Source organism: Dialister sp. CAG:357 (assembly GCF_000435155.1).
Classification (GTDB): Bacteria; Bacillota; Negativicutes; order Veillonellales; family Dialisteraceae; genus Dialister; species Dialister hominis.
In genome coordinates, this window is sequence record NZ_FR896418.1 from 21,687 (window position 1) to 40,131 (window position 18,445).

The 18,445-nt window shown below is 49.4% G+C and carries 16 protein-coding genes, 2 riboswitches and 1 other annotated feature; of the genes, 1 reads left to right on the top strand and 15 read right to left on the bottom strand.

Annotated elements, in window-relative coordinates:
• From M3200_RS04455 to M3200_RS04520, 14 genes are all read right to left on the bottom strand, one after another.
• Positions 1-381: energy-coupling factor transporter transmembrane component T family protein (locus M3200_RS04455; RefSeq protein ID WP_288178144.1), on the bottom strand; the 381-nt coding region annotated here is incomplete at its 3' end.
• A complete protein-coding gene (locus M3200_RS04460; RefSeq protein WP_022382342.1) occupies positions 375-1,241 on the bottom strand; it encodes an energy-coupling factor transporter ATPase in 867 nt (288 codons plus the stop codon). The genes M3200_RS04455 and M3200_RS04460, both read right to left, overlap by 7 nt.
• The gene (locus tag M3200_RS04465; RefSeq protein WP_022382343.1) at positions 1,217-2,095 is read right to left on the bottom strand and encodes an energy-coupling factor transporter ATPase; all 879 of its coding nucleotides are present in this window, start codon (positions 2,093-2,095) and stop codon (positions 1,217-1,219) included. Before M3200_RS04465 ends, M3200_RS04460 begins: the two co-directional genes overlap by 25 nt.
• Positions 2,096-2,228: 133 nt before the next feature.
• Positions 2,229-2,996 (bottom strand): HAD-IIB family hydrolase, encoded by a 768-nt coding sequence (locus M3200_RS04470; protein WP_022382344.1) that lies wholly within the window; start codon positions 2,994-2,996, stop codon positions 2,229-2,231.
• Positions 2,997-3,120: 124 nt separating this feature from the next.
• A complete protein-coding gene (locus tag M3200_RS04475; RefSeq protein WP_022382345.1) occupies positions 3,121-3,666 on the bottom strand; it encodes a glutathione peroxidase in 546 nt (181 codons plus the stop codon).
• A 660-nt stretch (positions 3,667-4,326) separates the two neighbouring features.
• Positions 4,327-4,501, bottom strand: a riboswitch (cobalamin riboswitch).
• 103 nt (positions 4,502-4,604) lie between these two features.
• Positions 4,605-4,778, bottom strand: a riboswitch (cobalamin riboswitch).
• A gap of 1,216 nt (positions 4,779-5,994) precedes the next feature.
• Positions 5,995-6,411 (bottom strand): acyl-CoA carboxylase biotin carboxyl carrier protein subunit, encoded by a 417-nt coding sequence (locus M3200_RS04480; RefSeq protein ID WP_022382346.1) that lies wholly within the window; start codon positions 6,409-6,411, stop codon positions 5,995-5,997.
• Positions 6,412-6,449: 38 nt separating this feature from the next.
• Entirely contained in the window at positions 6,450-6,764 is a 315-nt protein-coding gene (locus M3200_RS04485) for a hypothetical protein (protein ID WP_022382347.1), read from the bottom strand.
• 41 nt (positions 6,765-6,805) lie between these two features.
• Positions 6,806-8,335: a methylmalonyl-CoA decarboxylase subunit alpha gene (mmdA, locus tag M3200_RS04490; RefSeq protein WP_022382348.1), complete on the bottom strand. Its 1,530-nt coding sequence runs from the start codon at positions 8,333-8,335 to the stop codon at positions 6,806-6,808.
• 82 nt (positions 8,336-8,417) lie between these two features.
• On the bottom strand, positions 8,418-8,870 hold the full coding sequence (locus M3200_RS04495; protein WP_022382349.1) for a VOC family protein: 453 nt from the start codon (positions 8,868-8,870) through the stop codon (positions 8,418-8,420).
• 20 nt (positions 8,871-8,890) lie between these two features.
• The gene (gene meaB / locus M3200_RS04500; RefSeq protein ID WP_022382350.1) at positions 8,891-9,829 is read right to left on the bottom strand and encodes a methylmalonyl Co-A mutase-associated GTPase MeaB; all 939 of its coding nucleotides are present in this window, start codon (positions 9,827-9,829) and stop codon (positions 8,891-8,893) included.
• A 125-nt stretch (positions 9,830-9,954) separates the two neighbouring features.
• Positions 9,955-10,350, bottom strand: a complete 396-nt coding sequence (locus tag M3200_RS04505) for a cobalamin B12-binding domain-containing protein (RefSeq protein WP_022382351.1) — start codon at positions 10,348-10,350, stop codon at positions 9,955-9,957.
• 36 nt (positions 10,351-10,386) lie between these two features.
• Entirely contained in the window at positions 10,387-12,033 is a 1,647-nt protein-coding gene (locus M3200_RS04510; RefSeq protein ID WP_022382352.1) for an acyl-CoA mutase large subunit family protein, read from the bottom strand.
• 295 nt (positions 12,034-12,328) lie between these two features.
• On the bottom strand, positions 12,329-13,876 hold the full coding sequence (gene scpC / locus M3200_RS04515; protein ID WP_022382353.1) for a succinyl-CoA:acetate CoA-transferase ScpC: 1,548 nt from the start codon (positions 13,874-13,876) through the stop codon (positions 12,329-12,331).
• Between the two features lie 377 nt (positions 13,877-14,253).
• Complete coding sequence (locus tag M3200_RS04520) at positions 14,254-15,492, bottom strand: O-antigen ligase family protein (protein ID WP_022382354.1); 1,239 nt, start codon at positions 15,490-15,492, stop codon at positions 14,254-14,256.
• Positions 15,493-15,713: 221 nt separating this feature from the next.
• Positions 15,714-15,946: a binding site (T-box leader), on the top strand.
• 62 nt (positions 15,947-16,008) lie between these two features.
• Between M3200_RS04520 and M3200_RS04525 the strand changes: the two genes are divergently transcribed.
• Positions 16,009-16,842 carry a MetQ/NlpA family ABC transporter substrate-binding protein gene (locus M3200_RS04525; protein ID WP_022382355.1) on the top strand — a complete coding sequence of 278 codons (834 nt, stop codon included), beginning with the start codon at positions 16,009-16,011 and terminating at the stop codon, positions 16,840-16,842.
• Positions 16,843-17,005: 163 nt separating this feature from the next.
• Here the strand turns inward: M3200_RS04525 and M3200_RS04530 are convergent.
• A partial coding sequence (locus M3200_RS04530; protein WP_288178145.1) for a hypothetical protein occupies positions 17,006-18,445 on the bottom strand: 1,440 nt, incomplete at its 5' end.

The following is an 18,445-nucleotide window of genomic DNA, read 5'->3' on the forward strand; positions in this document are numbered from 1 at the left end:
GGTCAAGAGCGAAGTGAAAGCGATCAGGAATACGAGACGGAGCGTCATTTCCACGCCGTTCCTGATACCTTCTTCGCTGATATGGATGAATTTCCAGGAAAAAAGCTCGGTTCCCGGTGTCGTGAATACGTGGATGGCCAGTGTGAAGAGAAGGATGAACCATAATGGCTTCACGGCTCTCCATACAAGCTTGTAAGGCACGCCGGATACGGAAATCGCGCCGAGCGTGAAAGCGGCCACGAGAAGGTAGGAAAACGGGTTATTGGCCAGGAATATCGCAATGATGAAGATCATCGTGCAGAGAATCTTCGCGCGGGGGTCCATCCTGTGCAGGAAAGAGTCGCCCGGGTAGTACTGTCCAAGCGTCATATCTGTCAGCATGATTTCTTCCCTCCCAGCATTTTTGCCATGCGGTCGATGGCTTCCTTTGTCGTCTTTGCGTCTTCCGGAACGGGGATACCGCGGGCTTTGAGCGCCTGCAGTGTCTGCGTCAGAGGGGGCGCGTCGACGCCGCATTCCTTCAGCTCTTCCCTGTGATTCAGGAAGATATCCATCGGATCGCCGTCAAGGACGAGCTTCCCCTTGTGCATGACAAGAAGCCTTGTCGCAAGGCGGGCAATGTCGTCCATATTATGGGAAACGAGGATGACAGAGAATACGCCCTTATTGTACCAGTCCCAGATGCGGCTGAAGATTTCTCTTCTTCCAATCGGATCGAGACCGGCGGATGGTTCGTCAAGTATCAGGAAATCCGGATGCATGGCAATGACACCCGCTATGGCAACACGGCGCTGCTGTCCGCCGGAAAGACGGAACGGCGAGCGGCCTGCGAATTTTTCATAATCAATGCCGGCAAAGCGCATGGCGCTTTTGACACGCTTGTCCACTTCTTCCTCGTCGCATCCAAGGTTCTTCGGCCCGAAAGCGATATCCTGCGCTACGGTTTCTTCGAAGAGCTGATGCTCCGGGTACTGGAATACCATCCCGGCGGAATGGCGCTTGGACACGGCATCCTTCGTCTTTGCTGCAAGATCGATGCCGTCGATGGTGACTTTGCCGCTCGTCGGATGGATGAGCCCGTTCAAATGCTGGATGAGCGTGGACTTGCCGCTCCCCGTATGTCCGATGACGCCGATGAATTCGCCCTTATTGATCGTGAGATCGACATGCGAAAGCGCCGTCTTTTCAAACGGGGATCCTTTGCCGTAAATGTAGCTTATATCTTCGACACGTATGGACATAACGCTTCTCCCAGCTCCTCATCGGTCAGGCAGTCTTCCGGAATCTTGAATCCCTTCTCGCGAAGGCCGTGCGCCAGGTCGGCTGCGACCGGCACATCAAGACCCATCTTTGTCAGCTTTTCTGCCTGAGAAAATACTTCTCTTGCCGTTCCCTGCATCTTGAGCTCGCTCTGGTCGACGACCAGAACGTGATCGGCAGTCACGGCTTCTTCCATGAAATGCGTAATGAGGACGATTGTGATGCCCTCTTTTTCATTCAGTTCATGAATCGTCTTCATGACCTCGGCTCTTCCCGAAGGATCGAGCATGGCCGTCGGTTCATCAAGGACGATGCAGTCCGGATGCATGGCAAGAATGCCTGCAATGGCGATTCTCTGCTTCTGCCCGCCGGAAAGCATGGCAGGTGCATGCGTGCGGAACTCGGTCATGCCGACTTTTTCAAGAGCGGCATCGACGCGGCGGCGGATTTCATCCGGAGGCACGCCCAGGTTTTCCGGGCCGAAAGCGACATCTTCCTCCACAATCGCAGCCACCAGCTGGTTGTCCGGATTTTGGAATACCATGCCTACCTTCTGCCTTATATCCCAGATATGGGAATAATCCGATGTGGACATTCCCTCGACGATCACTTCACCGGACGTAGGCATCATGAGCGCATTCAAATGACGGGCCAGCGTGGATTTGCCGCTCCCGTTCGTTCCGATGATCGCCGTGAAGGATCCCTTCATGATCTGGGCCGTCACGTCCTTCAGGGCATCGAACGTCTTGCCGTCCTCTGTCTCGAACGTGTGGGTCAAGTGACGGATGTCGAAGAGGACTTCCCCTTCCCCATCTTTCCTGATTTCTTTATCCATCTTTCCTCTTTCTCTTACTCAACAGGAAAACATTACAATTTAACAATCTATAATATAACAGAAGCGCGGCATTACAGTCAACCCGCAGCGCCGCGCTTAATTAACAAATATTTTATTCGCTTTGTATTGACAATCAAATCCAGCCAAACTTCTTGCAGGCGTAATAAATCCCGTCATCATCGGCTCTTTTCGTGATGTACTTCGCTTTTTCTTTGAGCTGCGGCTTCGCATTGCCCATAGCTATGCTGAACCATTCATCCCTGAACATGGAGCGGTCGTTCATGCCATCGCCGAAGACGACGACATCCTCATCTGAAAGGTTGTAGCGCTTCATGACTTCGAAGATGCCTCTTTCCTTATGGACCGGCTCGATCAGCATATTATCCTTCCTGAACCAGACATGCGGAAGCGTATGAAGCGGAATCTCAGGAAGATCATCCTTCGTGCAGGCAACGAAAATCTTGTGGATCGTGTCCACTTTCCTGAAGTCAAAGGAAGGATCGACGACCGTTTCATAGTACCTGTCCTTCACGCGGGAGAGGTACAAGTCCGAAGTCGCCACACGCATTTTCTTATTTTCCGGGCAGACAGCAAAAGGAAATCTCTCACTGTCGATTTCCGAAAGCGTCCTGATGCAGTCTTCAAGAGGAAGACCCTCATCATAAATCAGCTCCCCATGAATGGTCAGAGCATTTCCCCCGTCGGAAACAGCGGCGCAGATGCCAAGGGCCTTCGCCACTTCCCAGGCGTCCACCTGCATCCTTCCCGTCGCAATCGCTACAAAATGACCGTTATCCTGCAGCTCCTTGATGGCCTCTCTCGTGCTGTCCGGATAATCGTTCGTCAGCGGTGTCGTCAATGTCCCGTCGATATCAAAGAAAAAGAATTTTCTTCCGTTCATCCTTACTCCTCCTGCCGTATAATCACTTTCATTATACTACATTCCGGAGACTTTACCGAATGATTCTTGCAAACCGGACAATAAAAAAGAGCCGCCTCAGCGGCAGCTCTCTTTCATTCATGTATTACAGAAGTTTTTCAATAGCCGGAGCGATTTCTTCCGGTGTGATGGTCGGTTCGAAACGTTCTACGACATTGCCTTCGCGGTCGATCAGGAATTTGGTGAAGTTCCATTTGATTCCGTCGCCTTCAAGGATTTCCGGATGTTTTTCCTTCAGCATCGGAACGAGTTTCGGTGCAATCGGATGATCCATGTTGAAGCCCTTGAAGCCTTTTTCCTTGGTCAGGTAAGCGAAGAGAGGCTGCGGGTTGTCACCGCGTACGTCGCCCTTCTTGAACATCTGGAAGGTAACGCCATAGTTGACCTTGCAGAATTCCTGGATTTCTTCATTGGTTCCCGGATCCTGTTCATTGAACTGGTTGCTCGGGAAGCCGAGGATTTCCAGGCCCTTGTCCTTGTATTCCTTATACAGTTTCTCAAGGCCTGCAAACTGCGGTGTGAATCCGCACTTGCTTGCTGTATTGACGATCAGAATAACCTTGCCTTTATACTGAGAGAGAGAAACTTCCTTGCCCTGCATGGTGGTGCATGTAAAATCATAAACGCTCATTATGTTTCCTCCTTTATATTAAAACATTGAAATGCCTTTATCTTTATTATATTGATTGATTTCGAAATAGTCAATGTGAAAAAAGTAATTTTTACGTCAAATTCAAAGGAAAAGGCTATGCTGAATCATCAAGATCTCCAGAATTTTTGCAAAAAAAAGAAGCGGTAGAGCCGCTTCAAAAGGGGATGGGCACCAGCCCCAAAAAATGAGAAACCTGTATAATAACACCTTGCAGCGTTATTACCTGAATTAGGAGATGCAGCTCTTTCCCTCAAGCTGCATATTAATGAACTCCGATATATGAGAACTTCCTTGCGGAAGGATCTGTAAAAAGTGAGGGTGATGATCGTATTTCCCTTTTACTCCATCTTTACTCCATCACCCGGAAGAAGAACCATGTCGGGACCCCTGTGGAGGTAACCCTATCTATGTAAAGGTGCATAAGCGCCGTTTACAACTTGCTAACCTGCCCTTACTGCTGAAGCGCCTTTCCCTTGGCGCTCCAGCGGCAGGCGGAGAATGACGTTCCCTGGCGCCATCCTCCAGTCTTGCATGAATGACCCTGAATCCTCCTCATTCACCAAAAAATCCACTCTACCGACACGGATAGAGTGGACGCCAAAAAGACATTCTCACACCATCCTATCGCTCGTAGGTTTTTGCGGTGATTAAAAACAGGCAGTTCTCCTGACTCTGCTTCCTCGCTTCTCCTGTCTTCCCAATCTCCTCAGTGACATTACTGGAGTCGCTCCGCATTACAGTGGCGGGACCGTGCCGGCATTTCACCGGTCTTCCCTATTAAGCCCTGACGGGCACCTGTTTCCTTGATTCAGTTTATTCTCCTCAGTTAGTCAAACCGGAAATCCCCAATAAAAAACCCCTTTGCACGAACGCAAAGAGACATCATAGACATCCCCTTCCCATCGCTCGTGGGTACAATCGGTGACAAAAAACAGGCAGTTCTCCTGACTTTGCTTCAACGCTTCTCCTGCCTTCCCGGTTTCCCAGTGACATATTTGGAGTTGCTCCGCATTACAGTGGCGGGACCGTGCCGGCATTTCACCGGTCTTCCCTATTAAGCCCTGACGGGCACCTGTCTTATCCGTATTTAACTGTAGATATCATATCACTATATATTGTAGGTGTCAATGTGACAGATTCTCAAAATCACCTAAAAGTGCCATATATGCCTATTCTATATACACTGCGTGCTTCTTATCTATACAAGATTCCCGATATCTCGGTATTTCTCTGATTCTATCAAACAATCTGTTTCGCGCAAAATGCATATATTCGTGTGTACGATATTGAGTAAGATATTCCGGGAAGCATATATGGGAAATTAAAGCTGCTTCGTGCGATATCTTCTATATAAGGATCAGATCTCCTTCTGCCCGCAGCACATGCAGCACTAAAACACTTTTCAGGTAATTCCAACGGATCAGCTGTCAAAGGGCAAAAAACCTTGATGGCAAGTTCTAACAGCCTGACAGGCAAATCAGTTTCTCATTTCTTTTGTTCCTTTATATAAGAACCAGGAGTCATTGAAAGAAATATTCGCTCTCGGCTGCATTTAAAGCCTGTCAGAACATGCAGTCAGGATAAAACAGATGGAAGCCTCGTTCCCCATTTGTCTTCCCTTAAAAGCATTAATTTCAAGGCAAAATCACATATCAATGATTCATTCCATGAAAACGATCATGAGCCGAATATGGAATATACTGACATACTTCCCATGATACTTGTCCAAAGGATTGAATACTTGCATCATCTCCGAATCCTGCTGCGATGTTCCTGCCCATGCTTTTCCACATCTTCAATGCCAAATCCCCCTTGAAAACCGAATAAGAGACATAGAAAAAGAGCATAAGATGCTCCATTCTTAGAATCACCACAAAACCAGGAAAGGAATGCAATCTACATGCTCTCTTGGTCAACTATATCAAATCTCTACTAAAATATAAAGTACCAATTTGCCTTTCATGAATCTGCCGTTCCTGATGTCCGTGATACGGAATGAATGGGTACGGAAGTGATGAGTACTCCTTGCACTGATCAAGTATTTATCCTCTCCATTAGTACGCGGTAATGACAGTCGATTCATAAAAGGGGGATTAGTCACAAAAGAGGGGCTGGCATCAAAATGCCATTCCCCAAAAACGTGAAAAACCAAATTAAAATGTCAATGAAACCAGGTAAACACGGGCCTCATCGGCTATAAAACCAACACGAAATGTCCTATAAGCCTATAATCCGCAATTGCGCGCAAAAAAAGAGCAGTGCCGAAGCACTGCCCTTTTAGATTAAGCGATGTTCATTAAGCTAATATTAGCCAACAGTGAACAGCGGATCGCCGCCCTGTACGGACTGGCCTTCCTGAGCCTGCATGGAGGTGATCTTGCCATCGCATGGAGCCATGATCGGGTTGCCCATCTTCATAGCTTCGAGTACGAGGACTTCGTCGCCTGCTGCTACTGCGTCACCAACATGTTTGTTGATGCGGATGACTTTACCAGGCATTGGAGCTTCAACTGCTTCGCCTGCACCTGCAGGAGCTGCTGCCGGAGCCGGAGCTGGAGCCGGAGCTGGAGCTGGAGCTGGAGCTGGAGCTGCTGCTGGAGCCGGAGCTGCTGCCGGAGCTGGAGCTGCTGCCGGAGCCGGAGCCGGAGCTGCTGCTGCAGCGCCGCCGTCTTTAACTACTACATCGTAATCCTGGCCGTTAACTGTTACAGTAAATTTTCTCATTGTCTTTCCTCCTAAATGATTGTACTTTCAACTTTCAATTAGAACTGCTGGTTGCCGGAAACGCCCGCAATGCGAGCTGCGGAAGTCCAGCCAGGTCTAGCTGCCGGGCGGATGGAGACGATTTCGCCGCCACCCATAGCAACGATAGCAGCAGCGATAGCTGCTACGACTGCACCATTGTTAGCTGCTGCAGGAGCTGCTGCTCTTGCTGCTGGAGCTGCTGCCTTTTTAGGAGCTGGTGCCGGTGCTGCGGACTGATTGAGAGATGAACGTACCTGCCAGATCATGATCAGGGCAATTACTGCAACGATAGCAGCAAAAACCGCGATATACATAACTGTACTGTTATCCATCTGTACCCATCCTTTCAATATAGAGATTTAAGCGGCAAATATTAGAGCGGAATGTTTCCGTGTTTCTTTGCCGGATGTACTTCGTGCTTGGAAGCAAGCATCTTCAGTGCATTGATGATTGTCGGGCGGGTATTTCTTGGATCGATTACTGCATCTACATAGCCACGTTCTGCAGCTTTGTAAGGAGTAGCGAATTCCTCGACATATTCCTTTGTGCGTTCTTCTTTGTTCGGGTCTTTCTTGAAGATGATGTTAGCTGCGCCTGCAGGTCCCATAACTGCGATTTCAGCGGTTGGCCAAGCGAATACCTGGTCAGCGCCCTGTTCACGGGAGCACATAGCGATGTAGGAGCCGCCGTAAGCTTTACGCAGAATCATGGTGATCTTCGGAACTGTAGCTTCGCAGTATGCGAACAGCATCTTAGCGCCGTGACGAATTACGCCAGCATATTCCTGCTGTTTGCCAGGCAGGAAGCCAGGAACGTCGACAACGTTCAGAACCGGAATGTTGAAGCAGTCGCAGAAACGAATGAAGCGAGCTGCTTTATCGGATGCGTTGTAGTCAAGGCAGCCTGCCATGAATGCTGGCTGGTTAGCAATGATACCAACAGTCTGTCCGTCCATACGAGCGAAGCAGGTGATGATGTTCTTTGCGAATTCCTTAGCTACATCGTAGTATTCGCCATTATCAACAATGGATTTCAGTACATCATACATATTGTACGGTGCATTGGAGCTTTCCGGCATAATGGTGTCCAGAGCTGGATCAGTTCTGGTCGGATCGTCTCCGGTTTCTACGATCGGAGCGTCTTCCATGTTGTTGCTCGGGAGGAAGCTGAGCAGGTAACGAATCTGTTTAATGCAGTCTTCGTCGTTTTCAGCTGCGAACTGAGCTACGCCGGATGTACGGTTATGGGTCATAGCGCCGCCGAGAGCTTCAGCGGTGATCTTTTCGCCGGTGACGGATTCAACGACAGCCGGGCCGGTCAGGAACATCTGGGATGTTTTCTTAACCATGTAAATGAAGTCGGTCAGAGCCGGGGAGTAAACAGCGCCGCCTGCGGACGGTCCCATGATTGCAGAAATCTGCGGGATTACGCCGGAAGCGATGGTGTTGCACCAGAAAATCTTGCCGTAGCCGGAGAGGGCATCGACAGCTTCCTGAATACGAGCTCCGCCGGAATCGTTCAGGCCTACGCAAGGTGCACCGACTTTGAGAGCCAGTTCATTTACGTGAACGATCTTTGCAGCGTGCATTTCACCAAGGGAGCCGCCTTCAACGGTGAAGTCCTGAGCGAATGCAAATACCAATCTTCCATCAACAGTGCCGTAACCTGTTACAACGCCTTCGCCCGGGAGATCTTTCTTTTCCTGGCCGAAGTTGTGGCAGCGGGATTTTACGAGGGCATTGACTTCAACGAAAGTGCCTTCATCAAACAGAAGAGCGAGTCTTTCACGAGCAGTCAGTTTGCCTTTTGCATGCTGTTTTTCAATACGTTTTTCGCCACCCATAGCCTCAACATGAGCGAGGTTCTTATGGAGAAGTTCAATTCTTTCTTCAACAGTTGCCATTCTTACACCTCCAAAAATATTAGGGTCCCCCGCAAGGGGGATGATCCGCCCAGAATGGGCGAATCATTTGCCATCATTCAACTTATTTATTGAAGGACGGGCCGCCAGGGCGTTCTGTCAGTTCAAGCAGAAGGCCGGTAGCCTTTGGATGCAAGAATGCGATATGACAGCCGCCTGCACCGACACGCCATTTCTTGTCGATGAGCGGAACTTCTTTAGCCTGCAGATCTGCGAGGCATGCTTCGATGTCGTCAACACGAAGAGCAACATGCTGGAAGCCGTTCTTCCCGCCGTTGGATTTTTCAATGAAACGAGCGATCGGGCCATCCGGAGTTGTGGAACCCAAGAATTCGAGTTCGCAAGCTTCGGTCTGCGGGGATGGTTTGAAGAAGCTTGTTGTTACATGCTGATCTTCAACGGTTTCATCCGGCAGGGATGGATCCAGTCCCAGAATGTCTTTCATCTGCTGTTTAATAAGAGCCAGGTCTTTAACAGCTACGCCTACATGATCGACACACAAAACTTTGAATGCCATAATAACTCCTCCTTTATAAATTATTTGAATATTTTGCCCACGATGGAATCGACGACAGTGAATGGATCAGTTTTCCTTTCAAATACGTCTTCCACGTAGCCATTGAATTCACCCGTCTTGGAGAGGTTTTCTTCAATATGACGGGAAATGCGGTCGTGAATCATTTCGAGCATCTCGCTGCGTGCGCGTTCGCGTCTGCGTTCTTCCAGCAAGCCGGATTCTTCGAGATACTTTCTATGATCACCCAGAGCTGTTACTACATCTTCTACACCCTGGTCTTTATTCGCGATCGTTCTTTCGATCGGCGGACGCCAGTTCTGAGCTTCGCCCAGATCGAGCATCATTTCGATCTCAACATTCAAACGATCTGCGCCGTCGCGATCACATTTATTGATGACAAATACGTCACCGATTTCAAGGATACCAGCCTTGATTGCCTGAATATCGTCGCCAAGTCCGGGTACGAGCACAACAAGTGTGGTATCCGCATTCTTAACGATATCGACTTCGGACTGTCCTACGCCTACTGTTTCGATGAAAATTACATCGAGACCGAAAGCATCCATCAGTTTAACCGCATCTGCGGTCTTGCGGGACAAACCCCCGAGACTGCCGCGTGTACCCATACTACGGATATAAACACCCTTATCCAACGTCAGGTCGTTCATACGAATACGGTCACCAAGAATGGCGCCGCCGGAGAACGGACTGGTAGGATCGACAGCGACGATGCCTACTGTTTTACCCTGTTTGCGAAACTGCTTTATGAGGGCATCAGACAGTGTGCTCTTACCCGCACCAGGCGCACCAGTGATACCGATGACCTGAGCACGACCGGTATGGTGATAGATATCTTTCATGATATCTTCATAACCATCACGTTCGTCTTCAACGATGGTAATTGCTCTCGCTAAGGCGCGTCTATTTCCATTCCAAAAATCCTTCATAGAAAATTCCATGGATACACCGCCTTTTCGAGGAGTAAATCAAGAGAAATAAATAGTTGTAAAGGGCTGAGAGTGCACCCAGCCCTTTAACAGCTAAATTACACTAATAAACCGCCAAGTGGTAGTCTAAAAGCTAATTATTTTACATTTGCCTGGATGAAGTCAATAACTTCTTTGGTTGGTGTGCCAGGTGTGAAGATAGCCTTTACGCCTGCTTTTTCCAGACCTGAGATATCAGCAGCCGGAATTACGCCGCCGCCGATTACGAGTACATCGCCCATGCCTTTAGCTTCAAGAGCTTTGACAACTTCCGGGAACAGTGTGTTGTGAGCGCCGGACAGCAGGGACAGTGCTACTACATCAACGTCTTCTGCGTCAGCTGCTTCAACGATCTGTTCAACGGTCTGGCGAAGACCTGTGTAAATAACTTCCATGCCTGCATCACGGAGTGCACGGGCAATAACCTTTGCGCCGCGATCATGTCCATCAAGACCCGGTTTAGCTACGAGTACTCTGATACGTTTATCTGCCATTGTTAATTACCTCCAGAACTATTTCCGATTATCGAATTAAAGTGTGTTGTGCGGTTTGTATTCGCCGAATACCTTACGGAGTACTCCGCAGATTTCGCCGAGGGAGCAATAAGCACGTACGCAGTCGAGAATAACTGGCATCAGGTTTACTTCTTCATCAGCAGCTGCAACTTCCAGCTTCTTCAGTTCTTCCTGAACCTTAGCGTTATCACGTTCTGCTTTAACTTTAGCCAGTTTGTTCTTCTGGAATTCACCAGCGGAGGAGTCAACCTTCAGCAGGCCTTCAACCGGTGGTTCTTCCATTGTGAACTTGTTGACGCCAACGATTGTCTTTTCGCCGGATTCAACAGCCATCTGCCAAGCATAAGCGGAGTCCTGAATTTCCTTCTGGATATAGCCTTTATCAATAGCTTCTACAGCGCCGCCCATTTCATCGATCTTTCTGATGTATTCTTTAGCTTCAGCTTCGATAGCGTTGGTCATAGCTTCAACATAGTAGGAGCCGCCGAGCGGATCAACTACGTCAGCCAGGCCGGATTCATAAGCAACGATCTGCTGTGTACGCAGAGCGATGGTTACGGATTCAGTGGTTGGCAGAGCCAGAGCTTCATCGCGGGAGTTGGTGTGCAGGGACTGGGTTCCGCCCATAACAGCTGCTGCTGTCTGCAGAGCAACACGAACGATGTTGTTGTTTGGCTGCTGAGCTGTCAGCATGGAGCCTGCGGTCTGGGTGTGGAAACGCAGTTTCATGGATTTTTCGTTTTCAGCGTGGAATCTTTCTTTCAGAATTGTAGCCCACAGACGACGGGAAGCGCGGAATTTAGCGACTTCTTCGAGTACGTTGTTGTGTGCATTCCAGAAGAAGGACAGACGTGGAGCGAATTCATCGATGTTCATGCCAGCTTTCAGAGCTGCTTCGATGTAAGCGATACCATCAGCGATGGTGAATGCGATTTCCTGAGCAGCGGTGGAACCAGCTTCACGGATGTGGTAACCGGAAATGGAGATGGTGTTCCACTTCGGAACGTTCTTGGAGCAGTATTCGAAAATGTTGGTGATTAAACGCATGGATGGTTTAACCGGGAAAATGTAGGTGCCGCGAGCGGAGTATTCCTTCAGAATATCGTTCTGAATGGTGCCGCGGAGTGCGGAAGCAGGAACGCCCTGTTTTTCAGCAACTGCAATGTACATAGCGAGCAGAACGGATGCCGGTGCGTTGATGGTCATGGATGTGGAAACTTTGCCCAGGTCGATCTGATCGAACAGGATTTCCATATCTTTCAGGGTATCAATAGCAACGCCTACTTTACCAATTTCGCCTTCAGCCATCTTATCATCGGAGTCATAACCGATCTGGGTTGGAAGGTCGAATGCTACGGACAGACCAGATCCGCCGTTAGCAATCAGGTAACGATAACGTTTGTTGGATTCTTCAGCGGTTGCGAAGCCTGCATACATACGCATGGTCCAGAGACGGCCACGATACATGGTCGGCTGTACGCCACGGGTGTATGGATATTCGCCCGGGAAACCGAGGTCTCTTTCATAATCAAAACCTTCGAGATCGAGAGGTGTGTACAGGTTCTTGTGTTTAAGACCAACTCTTTCCGGATGTTTTGCCGTCTGTTTTGCATATTCTGCATTGTAGGCATCAAGTTTAGCTTTCAGGGATTCGTTAGACATGAGTTCATCTTCCTCCTAAAAAAGTAAGTAAGTAACTTCTGGGAAAAAACTTCCCATCATTTATCAGCGGCGGCGTCTTTATGCTCTTCTCACTGTTTTCTAAGGGAACTTCTTTCCGGTCCAGGGCCCGCAACGCCTTCCCCGCTGCAGCGCTTTTTCAAGTCTTCTTGCAGCGGTTTCAGGACACTTGCGAAACCCATGTGTATGACACTGTCAATGGGCAGTCATCATCATAGATTATTATACAGTACTGAGTTTATTTGTAAAGCATTAAAAATTTTAATACAGCACTAAATTATTTCTTGAAGTGCATATCGCCGGTTTCTGCCAGGCTTTCATGGAATTTGAAAGCTTCCGGAAGAATGTGCGGGGTCTGGCTGTGGCCGCATGCGGCAACTGCTCTTTCATAGTAGTCCATGAGCTGATCTCTGTAGGACGGATGAGCAACGTTGTTGATGATAACCTTTGCTCTTTCCTTCGGGCTCAGGCCGCGAACATCTGCGACACCCTGTTCAGAGATGAATACATGGGTATCGTGTTCGGTGTGGTCAACATGGGAGCACATCGGAACAACTGCGGAGATCTTGCCGCCCTTAGCGGAGCTGTGGCAGAAGAAGCAGGACAGGAATGCGTTACGAGCGAAGTCGCCGGAACCGCCGATACCGTTCATCAGCTTGGTGCCTGCTACATGGGTGGAGTTTACGTGGCCGTAAATATCCATTTCAAGAGCCGTGTTCATGCCGATAACGCCGATACGACGAACAACTTCACCGTTGTTGGAGATTTCCTGCGGACGCAGAACGATCTTCTTGTTGTATTTTTCGATGTTGTCGTAGAAACGTTTCAGGCCTTCCGGAGATGGAGACAGGGAAGTACCGGAAATCATGTCGATCTTGTCTTTGTCGATCAGCTCGAACATGCCGTCCTGGATAACTTCGGTGTATACGGACAGGTTCTTGAACTGGGATTCAACGAGGCCATGGATAACTGCGTTAGCAACGTTGCCTACGCCAGACTGCAGCGGGAGCAGGTTTTCCGGAAGTCTGCCATGTCTAACTTCGTTGGTCAGGAATTCTACAAGGTTGTTGCCCATTGCTTCAGCGTCGTCATCGAGCGGAGCCAGTGCACGGGTTACGTCTGGCATATCGCATGGAACGATAGCTACGATCTTGGACGGATCGCATTTGATGTACGGTGTGCCGATACGGTCGCCAGCGTGGAGAATCGGAATCGGTTCGCAGTGCGGCGGGTTCTTACGCATGTAAATATCAGCCATGCCTACGAGGCCGAGTGGCTGAGTGGTGTTAACTTCGACAATGACTTTCTTAGCGGTGTCTACGTATACCGGAGAGTTGCCGATAGCAGTTGTCGGGTAGATTTCGCCGTTCGGTCCGATCTTGCATGCTTCAACGACTGCGAAGTCCGGGCCGGTTACGCGTTCGCCTTTAACGTTGGTGAAGAAGCCAGCACGAACCTGCTGTGCTACATGAGACAGATGCAGGTCATAGTAGCTTACCTGGCCATTGTTGATGGCTTTCCTCAGGTTAGCGTTTGTCTGGTAAGGCATACGAACTCTGACGCCGTTTACAGCAACCAGTTCGGTATCGATCTGGGAACCGGTGGAAGCGCCTGTCCAGATATCTACCTGGAACGGGGTCTGTTTCATGCGTTCTGCGAGTTCATGCATTGTAATTTTCGGATAGCCGCATGGCGTAAATCCGGAAATACCGATGATGTCCCCTGCATTGATCATAGCTGCAGCTGCTGCGCCCGGCATGACCTTGGAGAGAAGGCTCTTGTCCTCAATCCTGCTAAGGAATTCACTATCATTGGTGTCGATCATTACTATCATCCTCCCAAAAATAAAATAATATATAAAAGTCCACAGCTTGATTTACCTGCTTTTGCTGCAGATCTTTTTACCTCAGTAAAAAACACAGTCTATACGAGACGGGAATGTTTTCTTCTCTTTATCGAAAATGTTCGGTAAACATTTACTTCAAAAAATCCATTTCCTAATCTAATTCATCATACTGACTGCATTTTTATTTACCTTATCACATTTATCATTATACCACATTTTCTGAGATTGTATCCCCTAAAATAGGTTCTCTGTTTCTTAATTTCTATTATGGGTCATATAAATAATTCCTATTAGACAAATTATGATTTACATGTTGTATAACAATGAAATTTACAGAAAACCATAATCATATATTTCTATTTTTCGTTTGCATGACTTATGCATGAAGCCCACAAACTTGCCAGACTCCAGAAACAAAATGATACGGAACGGCTAAAAAGTACATGGTCTCCGAAGCTGATAATGGCAATCAAGATGACGGCAAGCATGCCGCCTAGGCCCATGGCACGGTCAAAGGCAGTCTCTCCCCCTTTGAAAATCCTGTAGGCGATGATACCCTGCGCAAAGAAAGCAGCCAGGAATGCAAGGCCACCCGGGATCCCTACTTCGGCCAGCATGTTCAGGTACATGTTGTGTGCATGGAAAATCAGTACATTGTCATTCTGTATAAAGAAATTGTAATCCGGGTATGCGAGGAAATACGATCCCCAGCCGATGCCCAGAAGAGGATGTTCTTCAATCATGGCTCTCGTACTTTCCCAGAGAGCGAAGCGAAGATCGACGGACGTGTCATCCCCTCTGAAAAGGGAAAGGAAACGTTCGGCAATCTGTCCGTGATAAAAGAGAAGGCCAATCGGAACGAGCAGGAATAAAAGACCGAATCTCTTATCATGGAAAATGGCAAGGCCTGCCACGATGCCGCCGGCTGCCACCCACGCGCCTCTGGAATAGGTAAGCGCCAGGCAGGTAAGGAGCACCAGCAGGACGATTCCGAAAATGTACTTTCTTCTCCCCTTCTTCTCATAGAGGAAGAAAGAGGAAAGCGCACTGATGATCATCAGAAGGTAAGCGCCCAGAAGGTTCGGATTCTCCAGCGTCGAATACATGCGGCGGCGGAGAAGCGGGAAACGCTCCGGATCGACCCAGCTCTGCGCGGTAAGATCCTTTGCCATGTCATGGGCATCCGCATACTGGAAGAAACCGTAAGCGGCTACACAGAGAGCACCTGCCAGGAAGGCATAGAGCGCCTTTTCCTTTTCCCTGACCGTACGGATCATGGAAAAGACCATGAGATAGACGGCCGCATAAAGAAGCGGCTGGAGCGACCAGTTGAAAATCGAGAAGAAGCTGTCCTTGGATACGGCCGTGGACAGAAGCGAACACGTTAAAAAGACGGCTCCTGCTCCCCAGTATGGAGGGACGCGGAAGGACACTTCCTTTGATGTACGCCAGTTGACCAGCCACAGGATGAGGGCCGGGATGAGGGGCGCATAGAAAAGGAATGGATTCAGCGGAATCAGGAACAGCGTCAAATATAAAAGATATAGGACATGCTCGCGCGAGCATGCTTTATGCATCAGGCCAAAAAAACCCATTTCCACCTCCGGCTAATAAATTCTATAAAAGGAACCACTTTGTTCCGTATCTCATTATAATAGACTGATTCTTTTAGGGCAACGGCACGCCCTTTCGTCCTTTTCTTTTTTAAAGCGCTTTTTCTTCACTTTTTTTCTCTTTTACTTTTGTATTCTCAAAATAACAATTTTAAAATTTTCTTGACGCTTTCATGACGAAATGCTATAGTATGTCCAACTTGATACAAGCGATGAAGAGAAGAGTACGCGGAAAGAGAGCCAAAGAGAGTCCCGAATGGTGAGAAGGGACGCCGGACATCCGCCGAACATGGCCTTGGAGCATGCGCCGCCGAATGATGAAGTGGCCCGGGAGTTCCCGTTACAGGACAGGAGTGCCTTGCACTTCACAAGGTCTTTCCGGCGACGGAAAGGCGAACATGGGTGGTACCACGAAACAGAATCCTTCGTCCCGTCGGGAAGAGGGATTTTTTTGTACCCGGAATCGTTATTTCCACGAAATCATAAGGAGGACTTACTATGAACTACCGCAAAACTCTCGCCGTTTCCCTCGCTGCTCTTGCTGCCGCTGGTCTCATCGCCGGCTGCGGCGGAGAAAAACCGGCTGCTTCCAAGGCTGCAGGCTCCGCTTCCAAAACAACGACCATCAAAGTCGGCGTCTCCCCCGTTCCGCATGAACAGATCGTCAATGCAGTGAAGGATCAGCTTGCCAAGAAAGGCATCAATGTAGAAATCGTCGAATTCACTGACTATGTCCAGCCGAACCTGGCCCTGAACGACAAGAGCCTTGACGCAAACTTCTTCCAGCACAAACCATATCTGGATGAATTCTGCAAATCCAGAGGCCTGAAGCTTGCTTCCGTCGGTGCTGTTCATCTTGAACCAATGTCCGTTTTCTCCAATAAGTACAAATCCCTCGCTGAACTGCCGGACGGCGCATCCATTGCCATTCCGAACGATCCGACCAATGGCGGCCGTGCTCTCCTCGTCCTCCAGTCTGCCGGCCTGATCAAACTCCGTGACGGTGCTCCTGTCACTGCTACCCCGCAGGATATTGCTGAAAACCCGCACAACCTGAAGTTCTCCGAACTCGAAGCTCCGCAGCTCCCAAGATCCCTGGCTGACGTCGATGCTGCTGTCATCAACATAAACTTCGCTTTGGAAGCCAAGCTGAATCCGAAGGATGCCATCTACACAGAAAGCAAGGACTCCCCGTACGCTAACATCGTAGCTGTAAGAGCTGGCGATGAAAACCGTCCGGAAATCCAGGAACTGATGAAAGCGCTCACCAGCCCTGAATCCAAGAAATTCATCGAAGACACCTACAAAGGCGCTGTCATTCCTGCATTCTGATCAACTAATTAAGGAAATAGAAAAAGACCGTGGATCTGATTTCCATGGTCTTTTTTACTGGCACTATACTATAGCCGCCCGCAAAAAAGAGGCCCCGGGATTTCCGGAGAGCCTCTTCTTTTATTATATATATACTATATATATGTATTTTTGCTATAAGCCCTTATTTCAGGACTGTTCCGTCCGCGAGGGTAATGGTGTGGCCGTTGAAGTTGATGGTGCCAAGGTTGTTGACGGTGGTTGCCTGGCTGTCAGCGGTGAGGTTCCATACAGAGCCTGCTCCGATGAAGATGTCGGCATTGGTCTTGTACTTTTCGCCGCCCTGTGCGTTCGGGATGATGGTGATGGCGCCTGTCCATACGGAGTTGTTTCTAAGGGTCAGGTTGACGTCGGAAATCGTATCGACGACAATATCGCCATTCAGTGTTTCTTCATCAGCAATCAGTTCGACATGGCCGCCGTTAGCGCCCGGGGTGCCCCAGCCGTAAGCGCCGTCATTGCCAAGGGCTGAGAGGATCGGAAGGCCCGGATCCTGCTGGAGGGTTGTCTTCTTCAGCGTGATGCGGTTATGTGTACCGGTGACAAGGAACATGCCGCCGTGATGGGAAATCAGGGTGGAGCCTGTTGCATTGAACTGCTGTACACCCATGGTTCCGATAGCGGAAGGATCAGCGTAGAGAACGATGTTGTACGGTACGGACCCTGTTTCATTGCCTTCGAGCGTGGAGTTTTCAAGGGAAAGCGTATTGTTGTTGCGGACAACGGCTGCCTTGGTATTCTGTGCGTTCACGCTGCTGTTTGTCAGTGTGACGTCGCCATTGACGTATGCGCCGTGGGAGTCCTTGCCAGTCGTGGTGAAATGGCTGCTTTCAGCAAGAATCATGCCGCCGTTCTGGGATACCTTCATAGCCGGGGATGCATAGCCGGATGTGGAAACGGTCGTGTTAACGACTTTCATCATGGCTCTTTCTGCTGTTTCAAGGGCAGGAGAATTGTTTCCTGTCGTTGTAACGGTGGAATCGGTCAGGTTGAGGTAGGTTCCCTTGCTGTATCCGAATGCGCCCGGTGCGCCGAGAGCAGAGGATGTGATGGATGCCTTGGTGAATGCGCCGTGGCCGCCATGGGTGACAAGGAGTGCTGCGTTCATGCCGTACTGATTGGAGCTTTCTGTATTCGTAGCATCGCCGGTCTTTGTGAATGTGTCGCCTGCTGCGCTCATGTAAGCGTAGGAAACGCGAAGTGCATTCTGGTCAGCGGCTGTAGACGTATAAGTCTGAGCATCATAAGTGCCGTCTGTTTCAATCGTTGCTGCGCTTGTTCCCTGATCAGCCGTGTACTTGGCAGTCTGCGCCGGTGTCGGTGCGGGCTCGGGTTCCGGCTCCGGTTCAGGAGCTGGTGTGGGCTCAGGTTCAGGAATGGGTTCCGGGGCAGGAGCCGGTTCTGGTTCAGCCGGTTTCGGAGCTTCCGGAGAAAGGTTCTTGAATGTGCCGGCTTCTACGGCTTTTTCAACATCCGGCAGTGTCAGGGACATGCCTTTCAGAAGTGCTTCAGTGTAGTTGACTTCCGGCTGAGCAGCCTCAGCCGGAGTGCCTGCGGCAGCTGT

What these genes read in the sequence shown, in the direction of transcription:
- meaB (WP_022382350.1), bottom strand. Translation starts at nt 9,829, where the DNA reads ATGGAATTTTCTATGAAGGATTTTTGGAATGGAAATAGACGCGCCTTA.
- M3200_RS04485 (WP_022382347.1), bottom strand. Translation starts at nt 6,764, where the DNA reads ATGGATAACAGTACAGTTATGTATATCGCGGTTTTTGCTGCTATCGTT.
- mmdA (WP_022382348.1), bottom strand. Translation starts at nt 8,335, where the DNA reads ATGGCAACTGTTGAAGAAAGAATTGAACTTCTCCATAAGAACCTCGCT.
- M3200_RS04480 (WP_022382346.1), bottom strand. Translation starts at nt 6,411, where the DNA reads ATGAGAAAATTTACTGTAACAGTTAACGGCCAGGATTACGATGTAGTA.
- M3200_RS04470 (WP_022382344.1), bottom strand. Translation starts at nt 2,996, where the DNA reads ATGAACGGAAGAAAATTCTTTTTCTTTGATATCGACGGGACATTGACG.
- M3200_RS04520 (WP_022382354.1), bottom strand. Translation starts at nt 15,492, where the DNA reads ATGGGTTTTTTTGGCCTGATGCATAAAGCATGCTCGCGCGAGCATGTC.
- M3200_RS04465 (WP_022382343.1), bottom strand. Translation starts at nt 2,095, where the DNA reads ATGGATAAAGAAATCAGGAAAGATGGGGAAGGGGAAGTCCTCTTCGAC.
- scpC (WP_022382353.1), bottom strand. Translation starts at nt 13,876, where the DNA reads ATGATCGACACCAATGATAGTGAATTCCTTAGCAGGATTGAGGACAAG.
- M3200_RS04510 (WP_022382352.1), bottom strand. Translation starts at nt 12,033, where the DNA reads ATGTCTAACGAATCCCTGAAAGCTAAACTTGATGCCTACAATGCAGAA.
- M3200_RS04495 (WP_022382349.1), bottom strand. Translation starts at nt 8,870, where the DNA reads ATGGCATTCAAAGTTTTGTGTGTCGATCATGTAGGCGTAGCTGTTAAA.
- M3200_RS04475 (WP_022382345.1), bottom strand. Translation starts at nt 3,666, where the DNA reads ATGAGCGTTTATGATTTTACATGCACCACCATGCAGGGCAAGGAAGTT.
- M3200_RS04460 (WP_022382342.1), bottom strand. Translation starts at nt 1,241, where the DNA reads ATGTCCATACGTGTCGAAGATATAAGCTACATTTACGGCAAAGGATCC.
- M3200_RS04525 (WP_022382355.1), top strand. Translation starts at nt 16,009, where the DNA reads ATGAACTACCGCAAAACTCTCGCCGTTTCCCTCGCTGCTCTTGCTGCC.
- M3200_RS04505 (WP_022382351.1), bottom strand. Translation starts at nt 10,350, where the DNA reads ATGGCAGATAAACGTATCAGAGTACTCGTAGCTAAACCGGGTCTTGAT.